Source organism: Burkholderia sp. WP9 (genome assembly GCF_900104795.1).
In the GTDB taxonomy this organism is placed as follows: Bacteria; Pseudomonadota; Gammaproteobacteria; order Burkholderiales; family Burkholderiaceae; genus Paraburkholderia.
The window spans coordinates 269,471-293,914 of record NZ_FNTG01000001.1 but is presented as its reverse complement, the minus strand read 5'-3'; the positions used below and the strand labels follow the sequence as shown (position 1 = coordinate 293,914).

At 62.2% G+C, this 24,444-nt stretch carries 20 protein-coding genes and 2 tRNA genes; 3 read left to right on the top strand and 19 right to left on the bottom strand.

From position 1 onward, the window contains the following. The first annotated feature begins 44 nt into the window (after positions 1 to 44). Positions 45 to 3,329, top strand: coding sequence for a hypothetical protein (locus BLW71_RS01290; RefSeq protein WP_091792689.1), 3,285 nt, complete (start codon positions 45 to 47; stop codon positions 3,327 to 3,329). 140 nt (positions 3,330 to 3,469) lie between these two features. Here BLW71_RS01290 and BLW71_RS01285 read toward each other — a convergent pair. The 15 genes from BLW71_RS01285 to BLW71_RS01210 form a co-directional block, all read right to left on the bottom strand. Next, a tRNA-Pro gene (locus tag BLW71_RS01285) sits at positions 3,470 to 3,546 on the bottom strand. 63 nt (positions 3,547 to 3,609) lie between these two features. Beyond that, positions 3,610 to 4,029, bottom strand: a complete 420-nt coding sequence (locus tag BLW71_RS01280; RefSeq protein ID WP_091792688.1) for a MerR family transcriptional regulator — start codon at positions 4,027 to 4,029, stop codon at positions 3,610 to 3,612. A 46-nt stretch (positions 4,030 to 4,075) separates the two neighbouring features. Beyond that, positions 4,076 to 4,486 (bottom strand): integration host factor subunit alpha, encoded by a 411-nt coding sequence (locus BLW71_RS01275; protein WP_091792687.1) that lies wholly within the window; start codon positions 4,484 to 4,486, stop codon positions 4,076 to 4,078. Positions 4,487 to 4,555: 69 nt separating this feature from the next. Beyond that, the gene (pheT, locus tag BLW71_RS01270) at positions 4,556 to 6,991 is read right to left on the bottom strand and encodes a phenylalanine--tRNA ligase subunit beta (RefSeq protein ID WP_091792686.1); all 2,436 of its coding nucleotides are present in this window, start codon (positions 6,989 to 6,991) and stop codon (positions 4,556 to 4,558) included. 155 nt (positions 6,992 to 7,146) lie between these two features. Beyond that, on the bottom strand, positions 7,147 to 8,160 hold the full coding sequence (gene pheS, locus BLW71_RS01265) for a phenylalanine--tRNA ligase subunit alpha (protein ID WP_007181117.1): 1,014 nt from the start codon (positions 8,158 to 8,160) through the stop codon (positions 7,147 to 7,149). A gap of 157 nt (positions 8,161 to 8,317) precedes the next feature. Continuing rightward, entirely contained in the window at positions 8,318 to 8,677 is a 360-nt protein-coding gene (gene rplT / locus BLW71_RS01260; RefSeq protein ID WP_006052502.1) for a 50S ribosomal protein L20, read from the bottom strand. A gap of 29 nt (positions 8,678 to 8,706) precedes the next feature. Then, positions 8,707 to 8,904 carry a 50S ribosomal protein L35 gene (gene rpmI / locus BLW71_RS01255; RefSeq protein WP_006052501.1) on the bottom strand — a complete coding sequence of 66 codons (198 nt, stop codon included), beginning with the start codon at positions 8,902 to 8,904 and terminating at the stop codon, positions 8,707 to 8,709. A gap of 252 nt (positions 8,905 to 9,156) precedes the next feature. Next, on the bottom strand, positions 9,157 to 9,681 hold the full coding sequence (gene infC / locus BLW71_RS01250; protein WP_074263967.1) for a translation initiation factor IF-3: 525 nt from the start codon (positions 9,679 to 9,681) through the stop codon (positions 9,157 to 9,159). 49 nt (positions 9,682 to 9,730) lie between these two features. Beyond that, positions 9,731 to 11,638 (bottom strand): threonine--tRNA ligase, encoded by a 1,908-nt coding sequence (thrS, locus tag BLW71_RS01245; protein WP_091792685.1) that lies wholly within the window; start codon positions 11,636 to 11,638, stop codon positions 9,731 to 9,733. 253 nt (positions 11,639 to 11,891) lie between these two features. Continuing rightward, positions 11,892 to 11,968: transfer RNA gene (locus BLW71_RS01235), tRNA-Val, on the bottom strand. Positions 11,969 to 12,099: 131 nt separating this feature from the next. Further along, positions 12,100 to 14,343, bottom strand: a complete 2,244-nt coding sequence (locus BLW71_RS01230) for a RelA/SpoT family protein (RefSeq protein WP_091792684.1) — start codon at positions 14,341 to 14,343, stop codon at positions 12,100 to 12,102. 57 nt (positions 14,344 to 14,400) lie between these two features. After that, positions 14,401 to 14,754, bottom strand: a complete 354-nt coding sequence (locus BLW71_RS01225) for a RidA family protein (RefSeq protein ID WP_091792683.1) — start codon at positions 14,752 to 14,754, stop codon at positions 14,401 to 14,403. Positions 14,755 to 14,838: 84 nt separating this feature from the next. After that, on the bottom strand, positions 14,839 to 15,753 hold the full coding sequence (locus BLW71_RS01220) for an alpha/beta fold hydrolase (protein ID WP_091792682.1): 915 nt from the start codon (positions 15,751 to 15,753) through the stop codon (positions 14,839 to 14,841). A gap of 279 nt (positions 15,754 to 16,032) precedes the next feature. Then, positions 16,033 to 16,674, bottom strand: a complete 642-nt coding sequence (locus BLW71_RS01215; RefSeq protein ID WP_007181111.1) for a CoA transferase subunit B — start codon at positions 16,672 to 16,674, stop codon at positions 16,033 to 16,035. A gap of 2 nt (positions 16,675 to 16,676) precedes the next feature. Next, complete coding sequence (locus tag BLW71_RS01210; protein ID WP_091792681.1) at positions 16,677 to 17,381, bottom strand: CoA transferase subunit A; 705 nt, start codon at positions 17,379 to 17,381, stop codon at positions 16,677 to 16,679. 244 nt (positions 17,382 to 17,625) lie between these two features. On the opposite strand from BLW71_RS01210, the gene BLW71_RS01205 reads away from it, so the two are divergent. After that, positions 17,626 to 18,171, top strand: coding sequence for a LuxR C-terminal-related transcriptional regulator (locus BLW71_RS01205; protein WP_091792680.1), 546 nt, complete (start codon positions 17,626 to 17,628; stop codon positions 18,169 to 18,171). Between the two features lie 45 nt (positions 18,172 to 18,216). Here BLW71_RS01205 and BLW71_RS01200 read toward each other — a convergent pair whose 3' ends face one another. Next, positions 18,217 to 18,648 carry an acyl-CoA thioesterase gene (locus tag BLW71_RS01200; protein ID WP_091792679.1) on the bottom strand — a complete coding sequence of 144 codons (432 nt, stop codon included), beginning with the start codon at positions 18,646 to 18,648 and terminating at the stop codon, positions 18,217 to 18,219. Between the two features lie 184 nt (positions 18,649 to 18,832). Beyond that, positions 18,833 to 19,609 (bottom strand): SDR family oxidoreductase, encoded by a 777-nt coding sequence (locus BLW71_RS01195; RefSeq protein ID WP_091792678.1) that lies wholly within the window; start codon positions 19,607 to 19,609, stop codon positions 18,833 to 18,835. Between the two features lie 189 nt (positions 19,610 to 19,798). On the opposite strand from BLW71_RS01195, the gene BLW71_RS01190 reads away from it, so the two are divergent. Further along, on the top strand, positions 19,799 to 21,472 hold the full coding sequence (locus tag BLW71_RS01190) for an electron transfer flavoprotein-ubiquinone oxidoreductase (protein WP_091792677.1): 1,674 nt from the start codon (positions 19,799 to 19,801) through the stop codon (positions 21,470 to 21,472). Positions 21,473 to 21,536: 64 nt separating this feature from the next. Here the strand turns inward: BLW71_RS01190 and BLW71_RS01185 are convergent, their stop codons facing one another. Together BLW71_RS01185 and aroC are read right to left on the bottom strand one after the other, a co-directional pair. Next, complete coding sequence (locus BLW71_RS01185) at positions 21,537 to 23,015, bottom strand: tetratricopeptide repeat protein (protein ID WP_091792676.1); 1,479 nt, start codon at positions 23,013 to 23,015, stop codon at positions 21,537 to 21,539. Between the two features lie 54 nt (positions 23,016 to 23,069). Further along, a complete protein-coding gene (aroC, locus tag BLW71_RS01180) occupies positions 23,070 to 24,170 on the bottom strand; it encodes a chorismate synthase (protein WP_091792675.1) in 1,101 nt (366 codons plus the stop codon). Positions 24,171 to 24,444: the final 274 nt, after the last annotated feature.

Here is a 24,444-nt window from a genome sequence, read left to right as displayed (position 1 = left end):
TTCGTACCGTGAATTCAACTGCCGCTCGTTGAACCTCACGCGCCATGTCCGACATCCACGCAGTACCGCCGCACTCGATCCCCTCGCCCGATGCCGAAGCGACTGAAGCGCCCGTTCATCAGCATGGCGGCGCATCCGCTTTGCCAGACATGGGTGCGCCTCAGGGGCGGCCGCTAGTCGACGAAACGCTGCTGGGCAGGTTCAGCAACAAGCTCTCGCGTGCCGGCGCGCGGCTGCGCGCGAGCAAGTTCGATATCAGCACGGCGCTCTCGCAATCGAGCCAGCACGGCAAGCCATTTGCGCCGGCCGATTTCACCGCGAATGGCGCGCGCTATTCGGCCAAACCGGTAGTGGCGTCGAACGCGGCCGGGACTCCGCTGGCCAGGAGCGAACGGGCAATGCGCCAGGCGCTTGGCAAGACCGCGCGGTCTTCGTCCTCCCCGGCGGCGAGCCTCGCTGCGGAGCATGCCAACGCAAACGCCGTAGCCACGATCCCGCTCGACGCGATGGGCGGCGCGGCCGCGCTGAGCGACTACGTGGGCCGTCAATTGCCGGGCCCTGACCACGACCTGCTCGCGCAGGGCGAGCTTGCGCATCGGCTGGCCGCGTTGAGCGGCCCGCATGCCGCCACACAGACGCAACGCGGCGCATTGCTCGCGCAAGCGTTACACGGCGCGCAGATCGGTGATGCGCACAGCGCCAACGCGGTGCTCGATGCACTCGAACAGCTCGACTTCGCGCAGATGCACTCGGCCCGCTCGACGACGCCGGCCGAAGCCGGCGCATGGCGAGTCGCGCGCACGCTGGCGCGCACCGACGCCGGTTTCGACGCGCTGAACCAGTTGCGCCATCACGGACAGGCGCAGCCCGGCGATGGGTCGACACAACTCGCCCAGCGGATGATGCTGCAAGCCGCCGACGCGCTCGATCCGCCTCTATACGGCGCAGGCCCGGCGCAGGACCCCGCGCCCGCCGCGGTCGCCGCGCGCTCGGCGCCCGTGGCCGGCACGCTGACGCATGACAGCCCGCTCGCGTGGCAGGCTTACGACGCAGCGTCCACGCTGGCCACGCAAGGCCGCGGCGCGCTGAGCGCGGATCAGAAAGGCGCGTTCTTCGCATGGCGCCAGAATTTTCGGGAAGACGGACGCGGCAGCGAGCTGTCACAGGCGCGCGAACGTCTGAACAAATTCTCAGCGAAGACGATCGACCGCGTCGGCGACAACCGTTGGAAGACGTTCTTGCCGCGGCTCGCCGGCAAACGCAGCTCGCCATTGTCGGCACTGCGCTTCGGCACGCAAGGCGTGCCGCGCAAGACCATCGGCACCGAGCAGGGCAAGTTCGAAGAGGCCTTGCGTGAGTCGTTGCCGCCGCTGTGCGAGCGGCCCGAGATGCGCGCCGCGGCCGCGCTTTCGCACGCGCGCCCGGAACAGTCGATTGCCGAACTCGCGGCGCTGCATGTCTGGCTCGAAGCGGGCGGCTTTCCGAATGGAAAGCTCGACGCCGATCAGTTGCACGAGGTCACCGAACGCGCGCAACAGCTGTGCGCCGAATTGCAACCGCGCGACGTCGGCTCGCCCGCCACGCTCGCGCGCCTGCAAAGCGAGACGACGCGCTGGGCCAACGCCGATCCGCATACGCTGGCGCGCAGCAAGCCGTTCCGGTCGATCGCGAAACAACCGTTCACTCTGGAGCGGCTCGCCGCGTGGGGCAAGGTCGCGAAGGTGCCTGCCGATTCGCCGTTCTGGGCCCACGTATCGAAGCTGAAGGACCAGGCGCGGCCGCCTGCGCCGGCTGCCGATGCGGACAGCGTCGCCGCGGTCCGGCAAACGCTGAAGGACGTGGCGCACGATCTGCAATCGAGCTCGCGTCTGCGTCTTACCGACGGCCGCCGTATCGGTGTGAGCACGCGCGGGTTGTCGGCGAATCTCAGCAAGGTGCTGCACACCGGCGGCGTGCCGATCGCACCACGTGTCGATCTGCGCGCGTCGAAGAGCCGTGAAGCGGTGGTCGAGTTGAGCCGTGGCACGCACGGCGTCGAGATGTTCGTCGGCACCGCGAAAACGCAGCTGCGGCATGCCGGGGTCGGCGTGCTGGTGGGCTACGACATGGACGTCGGCTTGACCCAGTTGCGCGCCGGACTGACCACCCAGGCCGTGCTGCACTCGCAGGAATTGTCCGAGCCGAGCGGCGTGTCGCTGCGTGTCGCACGTCGCGTCAATCCGAACGGCACCGGCTACGATGACAATGCAATGCGCGAAAAACTCGAAGGCATCATCGATCATGTCTTCGACGAAGCGACCCAGGCGCACGGCGCTAACTCGGGTGGCTCGCGCGGCACCTGGGCCCGGCTCGCCGAACGCTATTTCGATGATCCCGATGTGTCGATCAGTTGGACCGACACGGTGGCGCGCACCGTCAAACGCGGCGCGTCCGCCGATCTCGGCCTCTCCGTCAGCGTGCCGAAGACCGGTTCGCCGTTTCGCACCGGCGCCAACGTCGGTATCGGTTACGAGAAAACCGCACGACAGACGCTCGATTCGAACGAGCGAAGCGGGCGCGTGCAGGTCGAGCAACATCGCGTCGGTGCCGGCTCGCGTCTGATCGGACGGCTGAGCGGGACCGTCAGTGCGACGCAGCCCGTCGGTGCGAAAGAGTCGAGCGTGGGCGTCGGCATCGTCTCGCTCGACGCGCCGTCCGCGACCATGACGTTCAACGACGACAGCCGGCTCGCCAAAGTGCAACTGGTTCGCGAAGACGGTTCGCTGATGCATCGCGCGTGCTTACTGGACACCGAATATTCGAGCGCCGAAACCTATACGCGTGCGCTCGATGCGAGCCGTGACCAGTGGGTCGATCTGTTCACCGAGCAGGTGAACGCCGAACAGGAAGGCGAACGACAGGAGGCGCGATTGAATGGCAGACCCGAGCCGCAGCAACCGCCGGCGCGCATGCTGGCGGAACAACGGCTCGACCGGCATCTTGGCGATGTGAAGGCGAACCGGCGACCGAACCAGACTTACTTTCACCGCTACCGATTGCGGCGTAGCGCGGCGAAACAACTCGACATGCTGGCGGCGATGTCGAAGCAATTGCCGCCGGGCGAGGCGGTTGCAGGACGTGCGGAGATCGATGAAAAGGTGAACGGCATTCTGAACGAGCCAGCTTCGTGGATGCCCATTGAGCTTAAGGTCAAGGAGCGCACCACCAGCACGCGAAGTCCCGGTTTGAATTTCGCGCTGCAGTTGAATACGCAAACGAGCGCGACGGGAGACCGTGAGTTGTTTGCTGAGAGTATTCCGTTTGCACTGGTGGATCGGCTGGATAGTTGAGGTGCCGATGGCTTGCTTTACGTTGCGCGCGCTCATGCGGCGCGGAGTCGCCTGGGGATCGTTTGACTGGTCGTTTGACTTTTTTAGGCGCCGGCCAATGAAAAAGCCGCAGTGCCTGACGGCACTGCGGCTTTGATCTTTGGTCGGGGCGAGAGGATTTGAACCTCCGACCACCTGCACCCCATGCAGGTACGCTACCAGGCTGCGCTACGCCCCGAACAGCAAGAAATTATAACAGACACTTCATTCGATTAGAACCGCCTTCTGCTAACAAAGGCGATTAGTGGCTCAGCAAATCGATCACGTGCAGCAATTCTTTACGCAACTGCTCGACATCCACCGAGGCCGTGGCAGCACCCGTGGTTGCCGCGGGCAACGTTGCGCCCTCGCCTTCCTCGAATACACTGGCCGGCGCAGCGTGCGCGCCACCGCCATGTGACTCGAGCCGGTTGCGCGCCCCGTTGATCGTAAAGCCCTGCTCGTACAACAACTCACGAATCCGCCGGATCAACAGCACCTCATGATGCTGATAGTACCGGCGATTGCCGCGCCGCTTGACCGGCCTCAACTGCGTGAACTCCTGTTCCCAGTAGCGCAACACATGCGGTTTTACACCGCATAGTTCGCTGACCTCACCAATCGTGAAGTAGCGCTTCGCCGGAATCGGAGGCAAGACGACTTTTTCGATCGTCGCTGTCATCGTCAGTTAGCCGTCGTGGTGGGTTGCGCGGGAACGCGCTAATCGATCAGCGCGTGAAGCTCGCTTCAGCGCCGTTCTCGACCAGCGCTTTCAGCTTTTGACTTGCATGGAACGTCACAACGCGGCGCGCGGCGATCGGAATCGCCTCGCCGGTCTTCGGGTTTCTGCCGGGACGCTGAGGTTTGTCACGCAACTGAAAGTTGCCGAACCCCGACAGCTTCACGCTGTCGCCGCTCTCCAACGCATCACGGATCACCTCGAAAAACGCTTCGACCATGTCTTTCGCTTCCCGCTTGTTGAGCCCGACATTGTCGAACAGCAACTCCGCGAGTTCCGCCTTGGTGAGTGTCGGCGTTTCAGCAGAAGCGACGGCGGGTGATGTCGGAATATCGCGAATCATGGCGCTGCGTTGCGCCGTAAGAAGGGCTTCGAAATCACTCGAGTTCATTTCATTCATATCTATCAAATGGCGCGCCAAGCAGAAAACAATGGATGCGGAAACAGCCGTGCAATTGTTAAATGCGGGTTATCCGCGCAACCGTGCGCCATATACTCGAGCAAGACGTTCCACCAGAGTTTGAATAGCCAGATCGACCGTTTCATCCTGAAGGGTTCCGCCAGTATCTTGCAAGGTCACACGGAACGCAAGGCTTTTCTCGTGAGCAGCCAAGCCACCGGAAGTGTTTGATTTTGGACGGAATTCGTCGAAAAGCGCAACCTTCTGAACTGTCTTGCAGGCCGGCTCGGACTGAGCATTCTGAAGCTCGTCCAGCAGTGCCTGAACCTCGATTTTCTGATCGACAACCACGGCAATATCACGACGCACCGGCGGGAATTTAGACACTTCCGACGGAGTGGGCAATACGCGCTGCATTAACGCCTCTGCTTCGATTTCAAACAGAATCGGTGCATGCGGCAAATCATATTTCTGCATCCAGCGCGGATGCAATTCGCCAATCCAGCCGACTGCGCGGCCATTCAATTCAATACGCGCGCTGCGTCCCGGATGCAATGCCGGATGTTCCGCTTTGACGAAACGCGCGACCGCCGGCGCCAGCACGGCTTCCAGATCGCCCTTCACGTCGAAGTAATCGACCGTGCGCGTCGGCGCGCCCCATTGCTCGTCTAGCGCAGGACCGTACGCGAGGCCGCCGATCATCTTGGGCTGCGCAAAGCCTTCAACCGTCAACTCACCGGCCTTGATCGACGGATCATGCAGGAACACGCGGCCCGCTTCGAACACGCGGACGCGATCCGCCGCGCGACGGTTCAGGTTCGTGCGCAGCACGTGGATCAAGCTGCCGAAGAGCGTGGTGCGCATCACCGACAACTGGCTTGCAATCGGATTCAGCAGACGTACCGGCTTGTCATTGCCGGCGAAGTCCTGCTCCCACTCGGCGTCGACGAAACTGAAGTTTACCGTCTCCGCGTAATCGCGGGCGGCGAGCGCGTGACGGATCACGTGGATCGACCGCTGCGTTTCGTTGGTCGCGCGCATTTCGCTGGTCGCGACCGGCGGACGCGCCGGAATTTTCTCGAAGCCATAAATACGCGCGACTTCTTCGATCAGGTCTTCTTCGATCTCGATATCGAAACGGTACGACGGCGGCATCACCGAGAACGTATCTTCACCTTGCTCGAACGACAGGCCGAGGCGCGTGAAAATCTGCGCGATTTCGTCCGCGCCGATTTTGATGCCGATGATGCGATTCGCGCGCGAGACGCGCATTGTGACGGGCTCGCGCTTCGGCACGTTGACGATCTGATCGTCGACCGGGCCGGCTTCGCCGCCGCAGATGTCGAGAATCAGTTGCGTGATGCGTTCGATATGATCGACGGTAGTCGCGTAGTCCACGCCGCGCTCGAAGCGATGGCCGGCGTCGGTCGAGAAATTGTATTTGCGCGAGCGACCGCGAATGCTGTCGGGCCACCAGAACGCGGCTTCGAGATAGATGTTGGTGGTGTCGAGCGTGACGGCGGTGCTGTCGCCGCCCATGATGCCCGCGAGACTTTCGATGTGCTGCTCGTCCGCGATCACGCCGACGGTTTCATCGAGCTCCACCGTGTTGCCGTTCAGCAGCTTGAGCGTTTCGCCCTTGCGGCCCCAACGTACATCCATGCCGCCGTGGATCTTGTCGAGGTCGAACACATGCGACGGACGGCCCAACTCGAGCATCACGTAGTTCGAGATATCCACGAGTGCGGAAATGCTGCGCTGACCCGAACGCTCGAGTCGCTCCACCATCCATTGCGGCGACTTGGCTCGGGCATTCACGCCCCGAATGACTCGCCCCGAGAAACGGCCGCACAGATCGGGCGCCGAGATTTTGACGGGGAGCGTCTCGTTGAGCTTGACTTCAACCGGCTTGATGTCGAGCGGGCGCAGCGGCGCGCCGGTAATCGCCGAGGTCTCGCGCGCCACGCCGAATACCGAGAGGCAATCCGCCTTGTTCGGTGTCAGCTTGATCTCAAAAACGGTGTCGTCGAGATTGAGGGTTTCACGGATGTCCTGGCCGATCGGCGTATCTTCCGGCAGGATCATCAGGCCGCTATGATCTTCCGAGAGCTTGAGTTCGCGTGCCGAGCACAGCATGCCCTGGCTTTCCACGCCGCGCAGCTTCGAGAGCTTGATCGCGAACGGCGCGCCGCCCTCTTCAGCGGGCGGCAGTTGTGCGCCGACCAGCGCGACCGGCACCTTGATGCCCGGCGCCACATTCGGCGCACCGCACACGATGTTCAGCGTCGCGCCCGTGCCGGCGTCGACCTGACACACGTTGAGCTTGTCCGCGTCCGGGTGTTTGACGACTTCCAGCACCCGGCCGACGACGATCTTCGAGGTCGGCGGCGCTGCCGGCCGCAGGTCTTCGACTTCGAGACCCGCCATCGTCAACGCGTGCGACAGTTCGTCGGTCGTCAGTTGCGGATCGACAAAGGTTCTCAGCCAGGATTCCGGGAATTGCATGGTTCTGTGTACGTTCTGATCAGGTTAGGTCCACGTCCGGCAGCAGCTGGCGTGACTCGGTGTTCTGAGATTCATCGGGCCCTGCCGGGGACGCTGTGGCGGCTTGCACTGCGTGCGTTGCCGCGCTCTATGCTTGTCGCGTTCGACCGGGCGGTTCAGGCGAATTGCCGCAGGAAACGCAGGTCGTTTTCGAAGAACAGACGCAGGTCTTGCACGCCGTAACGCAACATGGTGAGCCGCTCGAGGCCGCTTCCGAAAGCAAAGCCGATGTAACGCTCCGGGTCGAGGCCCATGTTGCGGATCACCGTGGGGTGAACCTGGCCCGAGCCCGAAATTTCGAGCCACTTGCCGGCGTTCTTGCCCGTTTCGAACAACATGTCGATCTCGGCCGACGGTTCGGTGAACGGGAAATACGACGGACGGAAGCGCACGAGAATATCGTCGCGCTCGAAGAATTTTTTGAGAAAGTCGGTGTAGACACCCTTCAGATCCGCGAAGCTGATGTTCTCGTCGATCCACAGGCCTTCGACCTGGTTGAACATGGGCGAATGCGTTGCGTCGCTGTCCACACGGTACGTGCGGCCCGGCACGATCACTTTGATAGGCGGCGTGTTGGTGCGCGCGTAGCGAACCTGCATCGGGCTGGTGTGCGTGCGCAACAGCAGTTGGCGGCCGTCGGCATCTTTGCCGTCGACGTAGAAGGTGTCCTGCATGGAACGCGCCGGATGATTTTCCGGGCTGTTCAGCGAGGTGAAGTTGTACCAGTCGGTTTCGATTTCGGGGCCGTCGGCCACGTCGAAGCCAATAGTACGGAAAATCTGTTCGACGCGCTCCCACGTGCGCATCACCGGGTGCAGACTGCCTGCGCCGGTGCCGCGGCCCGGCAGCGTGACGTCGATGGCTTCAGCGGCAAGGCGCTGATTCAGCAGCGCGTCGGCCAGCGCCTGACGGCGGGCCGTCAACGCGGCTTCCACTTGTTGCTTGACGAGGTTGATCCGTGCGCCTTCGGTCTTGCGCGTTTCGGGATCGAGTTTGCCAAGGCCCTTCAATAGCTCGGTCAGCGCACCCGATTTGCCGAGAAAGCGGGCTTTCTCGTTCTCGAGGGTGGTGACGTCGGAGGCTTCTGCGAAGGCTTTTTGCGCGTCGGCGACAATCTGGTCCAGATCCATTGATCCCATCATTTCAACGTCAGTGTTCTATCGAAGCAAATCCGGTTCTACCAACAAAAACGGGGCTCGGTGAGGAGCCCCGTTTTTGCTGCAGCGTCACCGAGACTACCGGATGTTCGCTGCAACGAACCACGCAGTTTAATTGCCCAAAGCGCAATCAGGCTGCAACGGCGGCTTTCACCTGCTGAACGATCGCAGCAAAAGCAGCCTTGTCGAACACAGCCATGTCGGCCAGCACCTTGCGGTCGAGTTCGATCGAAGCCTTCTTCAGGCCGTTGATGAACACGCTGTACGTCATGTCGTGCTGACGCACCGCCGCGTTGATACGCGTGATCCACAATGCACGGAACACACGCTTCTTGTTGCGGCGATCGCGGTAGGCGTATTGGCCTGCGCGCATGACCGCCTGCTTGGCGATGCGATAGACGTTATTGCGACGGCCGCGGTAACCCTTGGCCAGCTTGATGATCTTCTTGTGACGGGCCCGTGCGGTAACCCCACGTTTTACTCGAGGCATGTTTCGCTCCTATGAGTTTCGGTTAAGGGTTAAGCGAACGGCAGCATTGCGCGCACGGAGTTCAGATCGGAATCATGAACTGCCGTCGAACCGCGCAGATGGCGTTTGTTCTTGGTGGTCTTCTTGGTAAGAATGTGGCGCTTGAAGGCTTGACCGCGCTTGACGGTACCACCCGGACGCACCACGAAGCGCTTTGCAGCACTCTTCTTGGTCTTCATCTTCGGCATGACAACTCCATTATTAGATGGATATGGGTGTGCGGTCGGCCAGTTGGCCATTACCCGCCCTTCGAAACCCACTCCACTTGGTATGCAGACCGCCTGAACAGCCGGCAGCCGCTTTTCAGGAAGCGGCGCGCGTTGATTTGCACACGCGCCGTTCCGAAACCTGCCGATACCGCACCGGACACCCGGTGCCGCACCGTTTAAATCTTTCACAACCGAAGCGCACGCCACATGGCGTGCCGCTGCTTCAGCCGGTTACTTCTTTTTCTTCGGAGCGAGCACCATGATCATCTGGCGCCCTTCCATTTTCGGCATCTGCTCGACCTGACCGACTTCGTCGAGGTCCGTGCGCAGGCGCTCGAGCATGCGCATACCGATTTCCTGGTGAGCCATTTCGCGGCCACGGAAACGCAACGTGATTTTCGTCTTGTCGCCGTCGTCGAGGAAGCGGATGAGGTTGCGCAGCTTGACGTTGTAATCGCCGTCGTCCGTGCCCGGGCGGAATTTTACTTCCTTGACCTGGACGATCTTCTGCTTCAGCTTGGCCTCGTGTTGCTTCTTCGCTTCCGAGTACTTGAACTTGCCGTAGTCCATCAAGCGGCAAACCGGCGGGACCGCTTGCGGAGCGATTTCGACCAGATCCACGTCTTGCTGTTCCGACATGCGGAACGCATCGGCGAGTTTCACGATGCCGAGCGGTTCGTTCTCGACGCCGACCAGACGCACCTCGGGTGCCGTAATTTCACCGTTGATGCGGTGCGCAGACTTATCAGTAGCGATGTTACGTTTCCTCTAAAAATTAAAAAAACGAGCCGGGCTGCCAAGTGGCTCAGTTGAACGACTGCACGTCCTGGCGCAGACGCTCAATGAAAGTGTCGAGGGGCATCACGCCCATATCGACACCACCACGGGCACGCACGGCTACCGTTTGGGCTTCACGCTCTTTGTCGCCGACCACAAGCAGGTACGGCACCTTTTCCAGCGTGTGCTCGCGTATTTTATAGCTAATCTTCTCGTTGCGCAAATCGGCCTCCACTCTAACCCCTTGTTTTTGCAACGATTGGGCTAGAGCTTGCGCATATTCGGTCTGACTTTCGGCGATATTCATCACCACGACCTGCATTGGCGCAAGCCAGGCAGGCATTGCCCCGGCATGGTGCTCGATCAGAATGCCGAGGAAACGCTCCATTGATCCGACGATTGCCCGGTGCAGCATGATCGGACGGCGGCGGCTGTTGTCTTCGGCAACGTATTCCGCACCCAGACGCTCCGGCAGAACCATATCGAGCTGCAGCGTGCCGCATTGCCACGAACGGCCGAGCGCGTCCTTGATGTGGTATTCGACCTTCGGGCCGTAGAACGCGCCCTCGCCGGGCAACTCTTCCCACGTTACACCGCAGGCCGTCAACGCTTCGCGCAAACCCTGCTCCGCGCGATCCCACGTTTCGTCCGTGCCGGCGCGCGCGTCCGGGCGCAGCGACAACTTGATCTCGACATTGTCGAAGCCAAAGTCTTTGTAGACGCTCATCGCCAGCGTATTGAACGCGATCGATTCGCTGATGAACTGGTCTTCGGTACAGAAAATGTGTGCGTCGTCCTGCACGAAACCGCGCACGCGCATCAGACCATGCAGCGCACCCGACGATTCATTGCGATGGCACGAGCCGAATTCCGCGTAACGCAGCGGCAGATCGCGATACGAACGCAGACCGTGGTTGAACACCTGCACGTGACCCGGGCAGTTCATCGGCTTGATTGCGTAGTCACGCTTCTCAGATTCCGTCGTGAACATGTTTTCACGATAGTTCTGCCAGTGGCCCGACGCCTCCCAGAGCGAGCGGTCCATGATCATCGGTGTCTTGATTTCGAGGTAGCCCGCGTCGTTCACGCGACGGCGCATGTACTGCTCGACCTGCTGCCACAACGTCCAGCCGCGCGGATGCCAGAACACCATGCCCGGCGACTCGTCCTGCATGTGGAACAGATCGAGTTGTTTGCCGAGCTTGCGGTGGTCGCGCTTTTCCGCCTCTTCGAGCATGTGCAGATACGCTTCCTGGTCTTCCTTCTTCGTCCAGGCCGTACCGTAGATCCGCTGCAACTGTTCGTTCTTCGAATCGCCGCGCCAGTAGGCGCCCGCCACCTTCATCAGCTTGAAAACTTTCAACTTGCCGGTGGACGGCACGTGCGGGCCGCGGCACAGATCCGTGAAGCCGCCATGCGAGTACAGCTTGATTTCGTCGGTAGCGGGAATCGATTCGATGATCTCAGCCTTGTACTTTTCGCCGATGCTCTTGAAGTAGTCCACCGCTTCGTCGCGCGACACCACGCGGCGCGAAACCGGCTCGTCTTTCTTCGCGAGTTCCTGCATGCGCTTTTCGATCTTCTCGAGATCTTCCGGCGTGAAGGGGCGGTTGTACGCGAAGTCGTAGTAAAAGCCGTTGTCGATCACCGGACCGATCGTGACCTGCGCTTCCGGGTACAGATCCTTCACCGCGTACGCGAGCAAATGCGCCGCGGAGTGACGGATGATATCGAGTCCGTCTGCGTCTTTCTCGGTGACGATGGCGAGCGCCACGTCGTGATCGATCAGCGCGGACGTATCGACCAACTCACCGTCGATCTTGCCGCCGAGCGCGGCCTTCGCGAGGCCGGGGCCGATCGAGGCGGCCACTTCGGCGACGGTCACCGGATGCTCGTACTGTCGAACAGAACCGTCAGGCAGACGTATCGAAACCATTGCGTTCTCCGTGGTGCCGACCGGCGGCGGCACATACAACCAGGTGAAAAAGCCCAAAAAAAATGCGGCCCCGCTTTCGAGGGGCCGCATTCACATTTCCTGCAAACTACATTGGCGAAAGTGGTCCTCGACTAGCGTCGCTCCGAAGTGGTTTCGGTCAACGTTCGCGGTGTCATAACCGTATTCGCCTTTTGCGCCAAAGGCGCTTACTGCAGCTTGCGAAACCCCGGCAAAACCGGAATTTCTCTTTCGTTGGTAGGCTCGATTGGACTCGAACCAACGACCCCCACCATGTCAAGGTGGTGCTCTAACCAGCTGAGCTACGAGCCTGAAGAAACGAGATTATATGGAGCCCCACACCGCTTGGCAAGTACTTTTATGCGCCGACTTTAAATATTGACTCACGAACTCGAACGCGTCCACGGTATGCCTCCACCAAGATGCACCGTCTCGCACATGTATCAACTCTTGCGCGATGCGCGCACCACACCCGTCACTTCACCGAGCAGCGTACAGGCGCGCTGAATCTGCGCGGCGCTCGACACCTCGACGGTGAATTGCATGAACGCAGCGTTACGGCGCGTCTGCGTCTTCACGCCGATCACGTTCATCTTTTCGCGCGCGAACACTTCGGAAATATCGCGCAGCAAGCCCTGCCGATCCGTCGCGTCGATCGAAAGATCGACCGGATAGACCGACTGGCCGCGCCCACTCATCACCTCGGCCGACCACGCCGTTTGCAACACCCGCTCGGGCGCGCGCTCGGCCATGCGCAGGAACGTCGCGCAATCGCTGCGGTGAATCGACATGCCCTTGCCGCGCGTGACGAAGCCGCAGATATCGTCGGGCGGAGCCGGCCGGCAACAGCGCGCGAGTTGCGTGAGCAACGCGTCGACACCGACCACCAGCACGCCGGTGGACGCGCCGCGCGCCACGCTCGCGCCACTACTGCGCTTTTCGAATTGCTCGGGCGCCTCGACCACGGGTTCCGGCGGAGGCGCATCGTGCAGCGCCTGCTCGACGAGCCGCAAACTGAATTCTTCTTTGCCCACCACCGAGAACAGGTCGTCGGTGGTCTTGAAACCAAGCTTGGCCGCGAGCTGATCGAGATTGACCGACGTTTTGCCCTCGCGCTGCAAGGTCTTTTCGACCATCGCCCGACCGCTCGCGATGTGCTCCTGTACATCCACCGCGTTGAACCACGCACGCACTTTTTGCCGCGCGCGCGGACTTTGCAGATAGCCGAGTTGCGGGTTCAGCCAGTCGCGCGACGGACCGCCCTCCTTGACCGCAACGATCTCGACCGTCTGACCGTTCTGCAGAGGCGTGTTGAGCGGCACCATGGCGCCGTCCACGCGTGCGCCACGGCAGCGATGCCCCAGTTCGCTATGCAGGTGATACGCGAAGTCGACGGGCGTTGCGCCGTGCGGCAATGGAATCACCCGCGCCTGGGGCGTCAGCACGTAGATGTGGTCGTCGTCGAGCGTGGCCTGACGCAGTTGCTCCCACGGCTGCGCCGCGCGCTTCTCGCCGTGCTCGCCCTCGGAGACTTCGTCTTTCCACGCGAGCAATTGGCGCAGCCATGCAATCTTCTCGTCGTACTTCTCGTTGGCGGCGAACTGGCCGGCGTATCCGCGCGTGCCCGCTTCCTTGTAACGCCAGTGCGCGGCCACGCCGTATTCGGCGAACTGATGCATTTCCTGCGTACGTATCTGCACTTCGAACGCGCGACCGTCGTCGCCGATCACGACCGTGTGCAGCGACTTGTAGCCGTTCGGCTTCGGCCGCGAGATATAGTCGTCGAACTCTTTGGGCACCGGCTGCCACAGGTTGTGCACGATGCCGAGCACCGTGTAGCAATCCTTGATGTCCGGCACGATCACGCGAAATGCGCGCACGTCGTACAGCTCGGCGAAATCCAGTTCCTTGCCGCGCATCTTGCGCCAGATGCTGTAGATGTGTTTCGGCCTGCCGCTCACCTCTGCGCGAATATGCGCGGCGGCCAATTCCCTTTGCAGGCGTTCGATAGCCTGCGCGACATAGCTTTCGCGTTCGACGCGTTTTTCGTCGAGCAGCTTGGCGATGCGCTTATAGGTAACCGGCTCTTCGAAGCGCAGCGCGAGGTCCTCGAGCTCCCACTTCAGTTGCCAGATGCCCAGACGGTTGGCGAGCGGCGCATAGATATCGAGCGTCTCGCGCGCCACGTCCGGCGAGGGGGTGATCTTCGCCGCCGCGTAGTAACGCAACGATTGCAGGCGCGACGCAAGCCGGATCAGCACCACCCGAATATCCTGCGCGAACGCGAGCAGCATCTTGCGCAGCGCCTCGACCTGCGCGCGCCGTGCGGCCTGGGCGTCGCGCCCGGCTTCGGGCATGGCATTCTGAGCGGCGCGCAAGCTCACCGTGCCAAGGCGCAGCAGCTTGCGCACGTCGCCGACCAGTTGCGCGACTTCTTCGCCGAAGTTGTCGGCGATCACGCGCTCCGGGTCTTGCAGATGCGGCGTCAGCGCAAACAGAGCCGCCGCCAGCACCGCCGGCGGATCGACATTGAGCTTGCGCATGATCGACGCCGTACCCGCCGCGTGATCCGCCAGCATTTCGCCCGATGAGAGCCGCACCTCGCCCGCATGTTCACGCACGAACGCCATCGCCTCGTCGAAAGAAGGGAGAGGGTTCGGTGTGCTCGTAACGATTTCGGTATTCATGGTGCGATGGCCCACCGGGCCAAACGAATCAACGGAATTTCAACAACACATAGCGGATTAGCTACGCTGCGCAGCAACCGCGACGACTTCGACGAGGCACTTCGGATTGGCGAGCTTCGCTTCGACCGTAGCGCGCGGCGGCGTGGCGCCTTGTGCGACCCACTCGTCCCACACGGCGTTCATGCCGGCAAAATGCGCCATGTCCGAGATGAAGATCTGCACCGACAGCAAATGCGACTTGTCGCTGTTCACTTCGCCCAGCAAACGGTCGATGTGGCCAAGCACTTCGCGCGTCTGGCCCGTGATGTCCTGATCCGCGTCTTCGGCGATCTGACCCGCGAGGTACACCGTACCGTTGTGAACGGCGATTTCCGAGAGGCGCTTGCCGACGTGGTGACGAATGACTGCCATGTAGGATCCTGAAGTTGGTTGAAAGTTGATCGGAGATGCGTTCCGCATCGCGCCCCGTCTGGGGACGCCGGGCGGAACTGCATATTATGACGCGTCAGCGGCCGGTCCGATAAAGAACTGCCTCGCAATGTCGATCTGATCGGCCGACAGGAACGCCGGCGCATGCCCGACGCCCGCAATCTCCGCGCTCGATACGGCGCGTCCGGTCTCGACCATCTTCGCGACGGTTTCACGCGAGAGCAAATCAGATTGCTCGCCGCGCACCACCAGCACCGGCCCCTGGAAAGCGGCCAGCGAATGCCAGAGCGCGGCCTCGCCGAGTTTGGCGGCTTCCTCGGTGGTCGCGGTGAAGGGCTGCGCGATACGCGGGTCGTAACGGAACAGCCACTTGCCGTCCTGTTCGTGCAGAAGCGGCGTGTTGATCTCGCGCCATTCTTCCGGCGTGAGCGGGCCGAAAGTCTGCGCGAGCAACGCGGCGTAGTCGATGCCTTGCTGCAGCGTTTCAAACAGCACGGGCTTGCCGAGATAGTCGCCGATGCGCTTCACCGCAGCCGGCTCCAGATGCGGACCGACGTCGTTCAACAGCATCTTGCGAATCGGCGTTTCCGGCAGGCCGGCCAGCGCGAGTCCGATCAGGCCGCCCATCGAGGTGCCGAACCAATCGACCGTTTCGACATTCAGGCGCGCGATCAACGTGACCATGTCGGCGACGTATTGCGGCACGACATAGAAGTTGGGGTTGGCGAGCCACGACGACAAGCCCCGCCCGGCGACATCCGGACAAACCACGCGGTAAGTGCCGGCAAATTCCTCCGCGAGGCGGTCGAAATCGCGCCCTGAACGGGTCAGGCCGTGTACGCACAGCAGCACTCGCGGATTGGCCGGGTCGCCCCACTCCGCATAGGCGATGCGGTGCAAGCCACCGGCGCTCGCGCACTGCACATAGCGTTGACGCGGCGCGGGCCGCCCGGCGGTGGAAACGGACGTGGTTGCGGTCATCTGGGTTCCTTGCAAAAGCGCTGCGGGTTCGGCCTGGGCGTAGCAGGATCGATAAGCATCCAATCTTCAAACGATTGTAAACCGCTTTGCCGCGCGGCAAGAGTCGGCCGGACGGCATAGGACAACTCAGAGCGGCTACGGGCCAGACAAACAAAAGCGGGCGAGACTCACGCCTCGCCCGCCTGGGAACCACTGTGCCGCCTCCTGCCGCGAGGGCAAGCCCAACGGCCTATCCAACAGCTGCAGACCGCTTCAGACGGCCTGACAACAGCAAGCCCTTCAGCTCACCGCGCTTACATCGAGCGGCGCACCCGTCTTCGCCTTGATTTCCTCGACGCTCACGCCCGGCGCCAGTTCCGTCACCTTCAGACCGTCTTCCGTGATTTCGATCACGCCGAGGTCGGTGATGATCTGATCGACCACACCCACGCCCGTGAGCGGCAGCGTGCATTCTTCGAGAATCTTGTGCTGGTCGCCCTTCGCGACGTGCTCCATCAGCACGACCACGCGCTTGACGCCCGCAACCAGATCCATCGCGCCGCCCATGCCCTTGATCATCTTGCCAGGGATCATCCAGTTGGCCAGATCGCCCTTCTTGCTGATCTGCATCGCGCCCAGAATCGCCAGGTTGATGTGGCCGCCGCGAATCATCGCGAACGAATCCGCCGACGAGAAAATCGACGAGCCCGGCAGCGTGGTCACCGTCTGCTTGCCGGCGTTGATGAGGTCGGCGTCCACTTCCTCTTCGGTCGGCGACGGGCCGATGCCGAGCAGGCCGTTTTCCGACTGCAGCCACACTTCGACGCCCGCCGGCACGTGATTGGCCACCAACGTCGGCAAGCCGATGCCGAGGTTCACATAAAAGCCGTCCTGCAATTCCTTCGCCGCGCGCGCGGCCATTTCGTCACGAGTCCATGCCATGATCAGTCTCCTTTCGCGCGGACGACGCGTTGTTCGATGCGTTTTTCCGGATGCGCATTGAGCACGATGCGCTGCACGAAGATGCCTGGCGTATGGATCGCGTCCGGATCGAGTTCGCCCACTTCGACGATTTCTTCCACTTCCGCGACGGTGATCTTGCCGGCCATCGCGCACATCGGGTTGAAGTTGCGCGCGGTGCGGCGGTAGATCAGGTTGCCCGACTTGTCGGCCTTCCACGCCTTGACCAGCGCGACGTCGGCCGTCAGCGAGTGTTCGAGCACGTAGTGGTTTTCGCCGAACTGGCGAGTTTCCTTGCCTTCGGCAATCAGCGTGCCGTAGCCGGTATTGGTGAAGAACGCCGGAATGCCCGAACCGCCCGTGCGCAATTTCTCGGCGAGCGTGCCTTGCGGCGTGAATTCGAGCTCGAGTTCGCCGGCCAGATACTGGCGTTCGAACTCCTTGTTCTCGCCGACATACGACGAGATCATCTTCTTGACCTGACGCGTTTCGAGCAGCAGACCGAGGCCGAAACCGTCGACGCCCGCGTTGTTGCTGATGCAGGTGATGCCCTGCACCTTCGAATCGCGCAGCGCGCCGATCAGCGCCTCAGGAATGCCGCACAGCCCAAAGCCGCCGACGGCAAACGTCTGCCCGTCCTTGACGATGTCTTTCAGCGCCTCGGCGGCGCCTGGATAGACTTTGTTCATCAGTTTGTCCCTTCCTTTATGGAAACCCGAATCCGGATCTTTACAGCCCGTATGACGTTCCGCGGGCTCGAGCCCGACACGTCATTCTAGTCATCCCCGGCGGCCTGTGCGGTCAGGTTTCCCTGCACGCCGCGCAAACGCCCGCCGCGGACGGCTTGGCCGCGTTATCGTATGGTCGAAAGAGTACGCTGCGCGCGCCATGCGGCACAATACGCAAAAATACATAAGTACTTGCCGCCAGCCCATGCCCGCACTGGATTACCAAACCGCGTTCCACCTCGCTCCGATCGGACTCGTGCTGTCGCGCGAACGGACTATCGAAGACTGCAATGACGAACTCGCGTCGATTTTCGGCTGCACGCGCGAGTCGCTGATCGGCCAGTCGTTCCAGGTGCTGTATCCGTCCACAGATGAGTTCGAGCGGATCGGCGCGCGGATTCCGCCGATCATGACTGCACAAGGCAGTTACGCGGACGACCGCATCATGAAGCGGGCCAACGGCGAACTGTTCTGGTGCCACGTGACGGGCCGCGCGCAGGAACGCGCCGACGCGCACGCCGCGGGTGTCTGGACCTTCGAGGACTTGAGCGCGACGCGGCGCGTGGCGGTCGAACTGACACCGCGCGAGCGCGAAATCGCCGCGCAGCTGGTGACGGGGAAAACCAGCAAGCAGATCGGCCGCGTGCTGGATATCAGCCCGCGCACGGTGGATGTCTACCGGGCGCGGCTGATGCGTAAATACGATACGGGTAACGCGACGGAGCTATTGCAGCGCCTGCTCGGGCATTGAAAAGAGGTGCTGACGGATGCGCGCCGGGATTCGCGCTATCGCCGCTCAGGCCGCCTTGACCAAAACAGCGCGCTCGATGGTCGCACGCAGCAGATCAGGCACGGGCACCGACTTGCCGGCCGCGTAATCGATCCATACACAGCGCGCGGCGCCGCGGGCATACACGGTGTTTGGGTCATCCGCTCGCACGAGTTCAAACCCCGTGTCGAAACTGCTGCGGCCGGGCGTGGCCACCGTCATCCGGCCGATCACGTCGCCCGGATAATGCAGTTGCTTGAGAAACTCCATCGATGCATTGACGATCACCGGCCCCTGTCCGTCGGCATTGCTGCCGGCCAGACCCAACTGCTCGAACCAGGAAATCCGCACCTGCTCCATGTAGCGGAAATAGACCGTGTTGTTCACATGGCCGAAGGCGTCCATGTCGCCCCAGCGGATCGGCATCGACATCTCAAAAACAGCGTGAAAATCGCTCATCGTACTTCTTTATCGGGTTGAAACGAGGTTGACGCCGGTACGCAGGCCGGCACAGAGAGAAACAGCAACATAGCGTGCGCGCTTATGAGGCGCCAAGGCCAGAGCGCGTAAAACAGTTTCTTCGAACGGGCGCTAATCCGGCCCGCGCGACTCGCACTGCGTGGCCGGCAGCGCCGGTTTGCGCTCAGGAGAGCCCGAATCCGTCATCGGCCGCAATCACCGAGCCATTGATGAACTGCGATTCGTCGGCCGCCAGCAGCAGCAGGAGCCCGTCCAGGTCGTCCGGCTTGCCGACACGATGGCGCGGCAGCATCGACACGAGCTTTTGCCCTTGCTCCGTCGACCAGTGATGGTGGTTGATCTCGGTGTCGATATAGCCGGGACAGATCGCGTTCACGTTGATGCCGTGCTTGCCCCACTCCAGCGCCATGGCTTTGGTCATATGCACGACGGCCGCCTTGCTGATCGCGTACAGGCCGATCTGCGGCAATACGCGCAAGCCCGCCATAGACGCGATATTGATGATCCGGTACGACGGCTTCTGTGCGCTGTTGCCGCGCATGATCATGCGCTTGGCGACTTCCTGCGCGACGAAAAACGCGCCGCGTGTGTTGGTATCGAACACGTACTCGAAGTCGGCGGGCGTGACCTCGGAGAGCTTTTGCGTGGTGGACACGCCCGAATTGTTCACCAGGATGTCGATCGTGCCAGCCTCGGTTTCCGCATGCGCGACGGCCGACTTGATGCTCTGATAATCGGTCACGTCGAGCGACACGACGTGGGCCGCGCCGCCGGACGCCTCGATCTCGGCGCGCAATTCCTTCAGACGCTCGGTTCGCCGGCTCGCCAGCACGACCTTGGCGCCCGCTTGCGACAACACTTGAGCAAAGCGCTTTCCCAACCCGCTCGAGGCGCCGGTGATCAGCGCAACCTTGCCTTCCAGATTAATCGAACGGCCCATTGTCGTTCCTTGTTCGGTTGTTATTACAGATGCGGTTGACAGGTGCGGTAAGACCGTCAAAAGCAGGCCGATACCGTATCACGTAAATAGAACGATCGTGCTAATGTCTGCTCATCTGGTTGCAGTGCGGGAGTGCATCGCCCACAATACGAACCCGAAAAAAGCATTCTAACGGTAAGAGGAGCATCAATGACCCCCGCAAGTCTCATTGAGCAGTACGGCCCGCGCGAGTCGATGGAATACGACGTCGTGATCGTCGGCGGCGGCCCAGCTGGGCTGTCCGCCGCGATTCGCCTGAAGCAGCTGGCGGCGGAAAAAGGCGTCGAGATTGGCGTGTGCGTACTGGAAAAAGGCTCGGAGATCGGGGCGCATATCCTCTCGGGCGCGGTCATGGATCCGCGCGCCATGACCGAGCTGATTCCGGACTGGAAAGAAAAAGGCGCTCCGCTGACCGTGGATGTGACTGAGGACAAGTTCCTGTTCCTGACCGAAACCGGTTCGAAGAGCGTGCCGGTCTGGGCGCTGCCGGATAACTTCAAGAATCACGGCAATTACGTGATCAGTCTCGCGAATGTGACGCGCTGGCTGGGTCAGCAGGCTGAGGCGCTGGGTGTGGAGATTTTCCCGGGCTTTCCTGCGGCCGAAATCCTCTATAACGACGACGGTTCGGTCAAAGGCGTCGCGACTGGCAACCTGGGCATCGGCAAGGACGGTGAACCGACCGAGAACTTCCAGCTCGGCATGGAACTGCACGCGAAGTACACGCTGTTCTGTGAGGGCGCGCGTGGGCATCTCGGGCGGCAACTGAACGACCGGTTCAAACTGCGCGAAGGCGTCGATCCGCAGGTCTACGGCATCGGCATCAAGGAACTGTGGGAGATCGATCCGTCGAAGCACAAGCCGGGTCTCGTGATGCACACCGCCGGCTGGCCGCTGGAGAACGACACGTACGGCGGCTCGTTCCTCTATCACATGGATAACAACCAGGTGGTGGTGGGTTTTGTGGTCGGACTTGGCTACACGAATCCGTACCTGTCGCCGTTCGAGGAATTCCAGCGCTACAAGACGCATCCGGCGATCCGTGCTGTGCTCGAAGGTGGCAAGCGGGTGTCGTACGGCGCACGGGCGATCACGGCCGGTGGTCTGATGTCGCTGCCGAAGCTGGTGTTCCCGGGCGGCGCACTGGTCGGCGACGATGCGGGTTTCCTGAACGCATCGCGGATCAAGGGTTCGCATGCGGCGATCAAGACCGGCATGCTGGCCGCCGACGCCGCTTTTGAAGCCGTGCAGGCTGGACGCACCAGCGATGAGTTGACCGCCTATCCGGAGAGCTTCAAGACCTCGTGGCTGCACACCGAACTGCATCGTGCGCGCAACTTCAAGCAGTGGATGAGCAAGGGTCTGTATCTCGGCACGCTGATGGTGGGCATCGAGCAGAAGCTGCTGGGCGGTAATGTGCCGTGGACGCTGCATCACCAGCATTCGGATCACGAGATGCTGAAGCCGGCTTCGCAGTGCAAGCCCATCGTCTATCCGAAGCCCGATGGCAAGCTGACGTTTGACCGGCTCTCTTCGGTGTTCATCTCCAACACGAACCACGAAGAGAACCAGCCCGCTCACCTGACGCTGAAAGATCCTTCGGTGCCAGTGAATGTGAACTGGCAGACCTACGCCGGCCCGGAGTCACGTTACTGCCCGGCAGCGGTGTACGAGTTCGTTAAGAACGACGACAACACCGAACGCCTGGTGATCAACGCGCAGAACTGCGTGCACTGCAAAACCTGCGATATCAAGGACCCGACCCAGAACATCGTGTGGGTCACGCCTGAAGGCGGCGGCGGTCCGAACTACCCGAACATGTAATTCATGCTTCACCTGCCTTCGCAACGCCGGATTCTTACTGACGGCGCTGTGAAGGCAAAACCAGTCAGCTCCGCCCCACCGCTTCAATCCGCTCCCGCACTTTCGCCACGACCGGCGCCCAGTCGCCAACGCGCGGTTGTCGAACGAGTTCAATCGAATCGTACCAGGCCGTCAGCGACGACTCATCGCCCCAGAACCACGCGGAAACGTGATCGATCATCAGGCAGGTCGGCACACCGAGCGCCCCCGCCAGATGCGCGGGCCCGCTATCGATCGTAACGACCAGATCCAGATTCGCCAGCAACGCAGCGACATCGTCAAAGCCGGACTGAAAATGATGCGTCAGATCGACGACGTCGAGACCTTTGGCGCGCCACTGTGCAACCGTCTCTCCGCGCCCCGGCGACAAAGCAAAATAGCTCACGTCCGGCACGTTCAACAGAGGTTCGATTTGCTCGACGGGCACTGAACGCCGCGTGTCGCGGATATGGTCCGGATTGCCGTTCCACACCAGCCCAACCTTGCGACTGCCGCGCCGCGCCGCCGTGTGCGCTTCGACTCGTTCGCGCCACGCCTGCTCACGCGCAGGGTCTGCGCTCAGACACGGTGCGCCCCATCCCGCTGCGTCGACAATGCCGAGCCGCAGCGGCAGGCTCATCAGTCCGCAGTGAAAATCGGGCTGCGTCTCCAGACTCGTTTCGAGCGGCAAATCCACTGGCAACATGCGTTCGAACAAATGCCGCAACGGACCGTCGTGACCGAAGATCACCCGGCCGCCCTCGCGTCGCGCCCGTTCGGCCAGCATTGGCAGAAAGCGCACTGCCCAGAGACAGTCGCCATTGCCCTGCTCGCCATAAACCACCAACGTCTTGCCGGCAAGCGATTCACCCTGCCAGGGCGCGCTGATCGCGGCGAGCGCCTGCTGGGCGTTGTTCAGTTCGCCGCCAGCAAACACGACGCGCGATTCGTAATGCGTCCAACCCTCCGCAAAACGCCCGCTGCGGATCTCGAGTTCCGATAGATCGAACAACGCATGGGCGTTCTGCGGCGAGAGCATCAGGACTTGCCGGAGCAACGCCTCGGCCTCGGCGAAGCGTGCCTGCTCCTTGATACACAACGCCAGCTTATGCAGCGCGACTGGATTGCCGGGCACGACGCGCACGGCTTCGCGCAACAGCGCCTCGGCGGTGGCGAAGTCGTCGCGCTGCTGCACGGCCGCCGCGCGCCAGATCAGCGCGTTGGCGTCTTCGGCATGGTGCGAGAGGAGCAGCCCGGTGGCGGAGTCGACCAGCGCCCAATCGCGCAGCACGAAGGCGGTCTGCGCAATCGTATGCAGCAGCGTGGGTTCGCAGGAAGAATCGAGTTGGTATGCGTGCACCAGCGCAGCAAGTGCATCACGCTGACTCGCCTTGTCACCCCCGGCGTGTTGCAGCAGCGCCTGGCCGAACGTGAAGCAGTCGCCGGCCACGGCGTTGGGCGCGGCGGCACGCGCGCGTAGATCCGCGAGACGGCTTGCTGCCGGCTCGGCGCTGAAATCAGTCATGAGAGACGACACTGCCCGCGTAGAACCAATACAGATACGCTCGACGCAGACGCGTTACGGCGCGCTGGCCGCGATCTTCGGCGTGCTGACGGACACGTCGCCGCATTGCGCGCGATGGCGCAGCGCATGATCGATCAGCACCAGCGCGAGCATCGATTCGGCGATCGGCGTGGCGCGAATCCCGACGCACGGGTCATGCCGCCCGAACGTTTCGACGACAACCGGTTGCCCCGCCTTGTCGATCGAGCGGCGCGGCGTGCGAATGCTCGAAGTCGGCTTGATCGCAATCGACACCGTGATGTCCTGCCCGGTCGAAATGCCGCCGAGCACGCCGCCCGCGTGATTGCCGACGAAGCCCTCCGGCGTCAATTCGTCGCCATGCACCGAGCCGCGCTGCGCGACGCTCGCAAAGCCCGCGCCGATCTCGACGCCCTTCACCGCGTTGATGCCCATCATGGCGTGCGCAATGTCGGCGTCGAGACGGTCGAACAGCGGCTCGCCGAGACCGACCGGCACGCCGGACGCCACGACGTTGATGCGCGCGCCGATTGAGTCGCCATCTTTGCGGAGCGCGTCCATATACGCCTCAAGTTGCGGCACGATCTCCGCGTTGGGCACGAAGAACGGGTTCTCACGCACCTGCGCCCAGTCGACGAACGGCACGTCGATCTCACCGAGCGCGGCCATATAGCCGCGAATCTCGGTGCCGAACTTCTCGCGCAGCCACTTCTTGGCGACCGCGCCCGCGGCCACCGTGGGCGCCGTGAGGCGAGCCGACGAACGGCCACCGCCGCGATAGTCGCGGATGCCGTATTTCTGCCAGTAGGTGTAGTCGGCGTGGCCCGGCCGGAAGGTGTCGGCAATGTTGCCGTAGTCTTTGCTGCGCTGGTCCGTGTTGCGGATCAGGAGCGCGATCGGCGCGCCGGTGGTCTGGCCTTCGAACACGCCCGACAGGATCTCGACCTTGTCTTCTTCCTGACGCTGCGTGACGTGCCGCGACGTGCCGGGCTTGCGACGGTCGAGCTCCAGTTGAATGTCGGCTTCGTTGAGCGCCATGCCCGGCGGGCAGCCGTCGATCACGCAGCCGATAGCGGGACCGTGCGATTCGCCGAAGGTCGTGACAGTGAAAAGCGTACCGAGCGTGTTGCCGGACATGGGCGTCGTCCAAAGAAATGCGGGGAAAGCGCTATTATGCCAGCCCCGTGGCAAGCGAACCGCGTCGTGCAACCGTTCTGGCCGATCGGCCAGGGTACGCCTCGCCCGCTGCGTCGCTCGCCTTGTCGGCACACACCTTGGGCGCGACTGGGGATTCATCCGCGATACCGCGCGCCGATTAGCCGTTCACCCAACCCGGCGGCGCGCAAAACGCCGCCATGCGGAAATGTCTGCTTCGGGAGCGCCCACCGCCTGGCCGGCAAGCAGTGCCTGT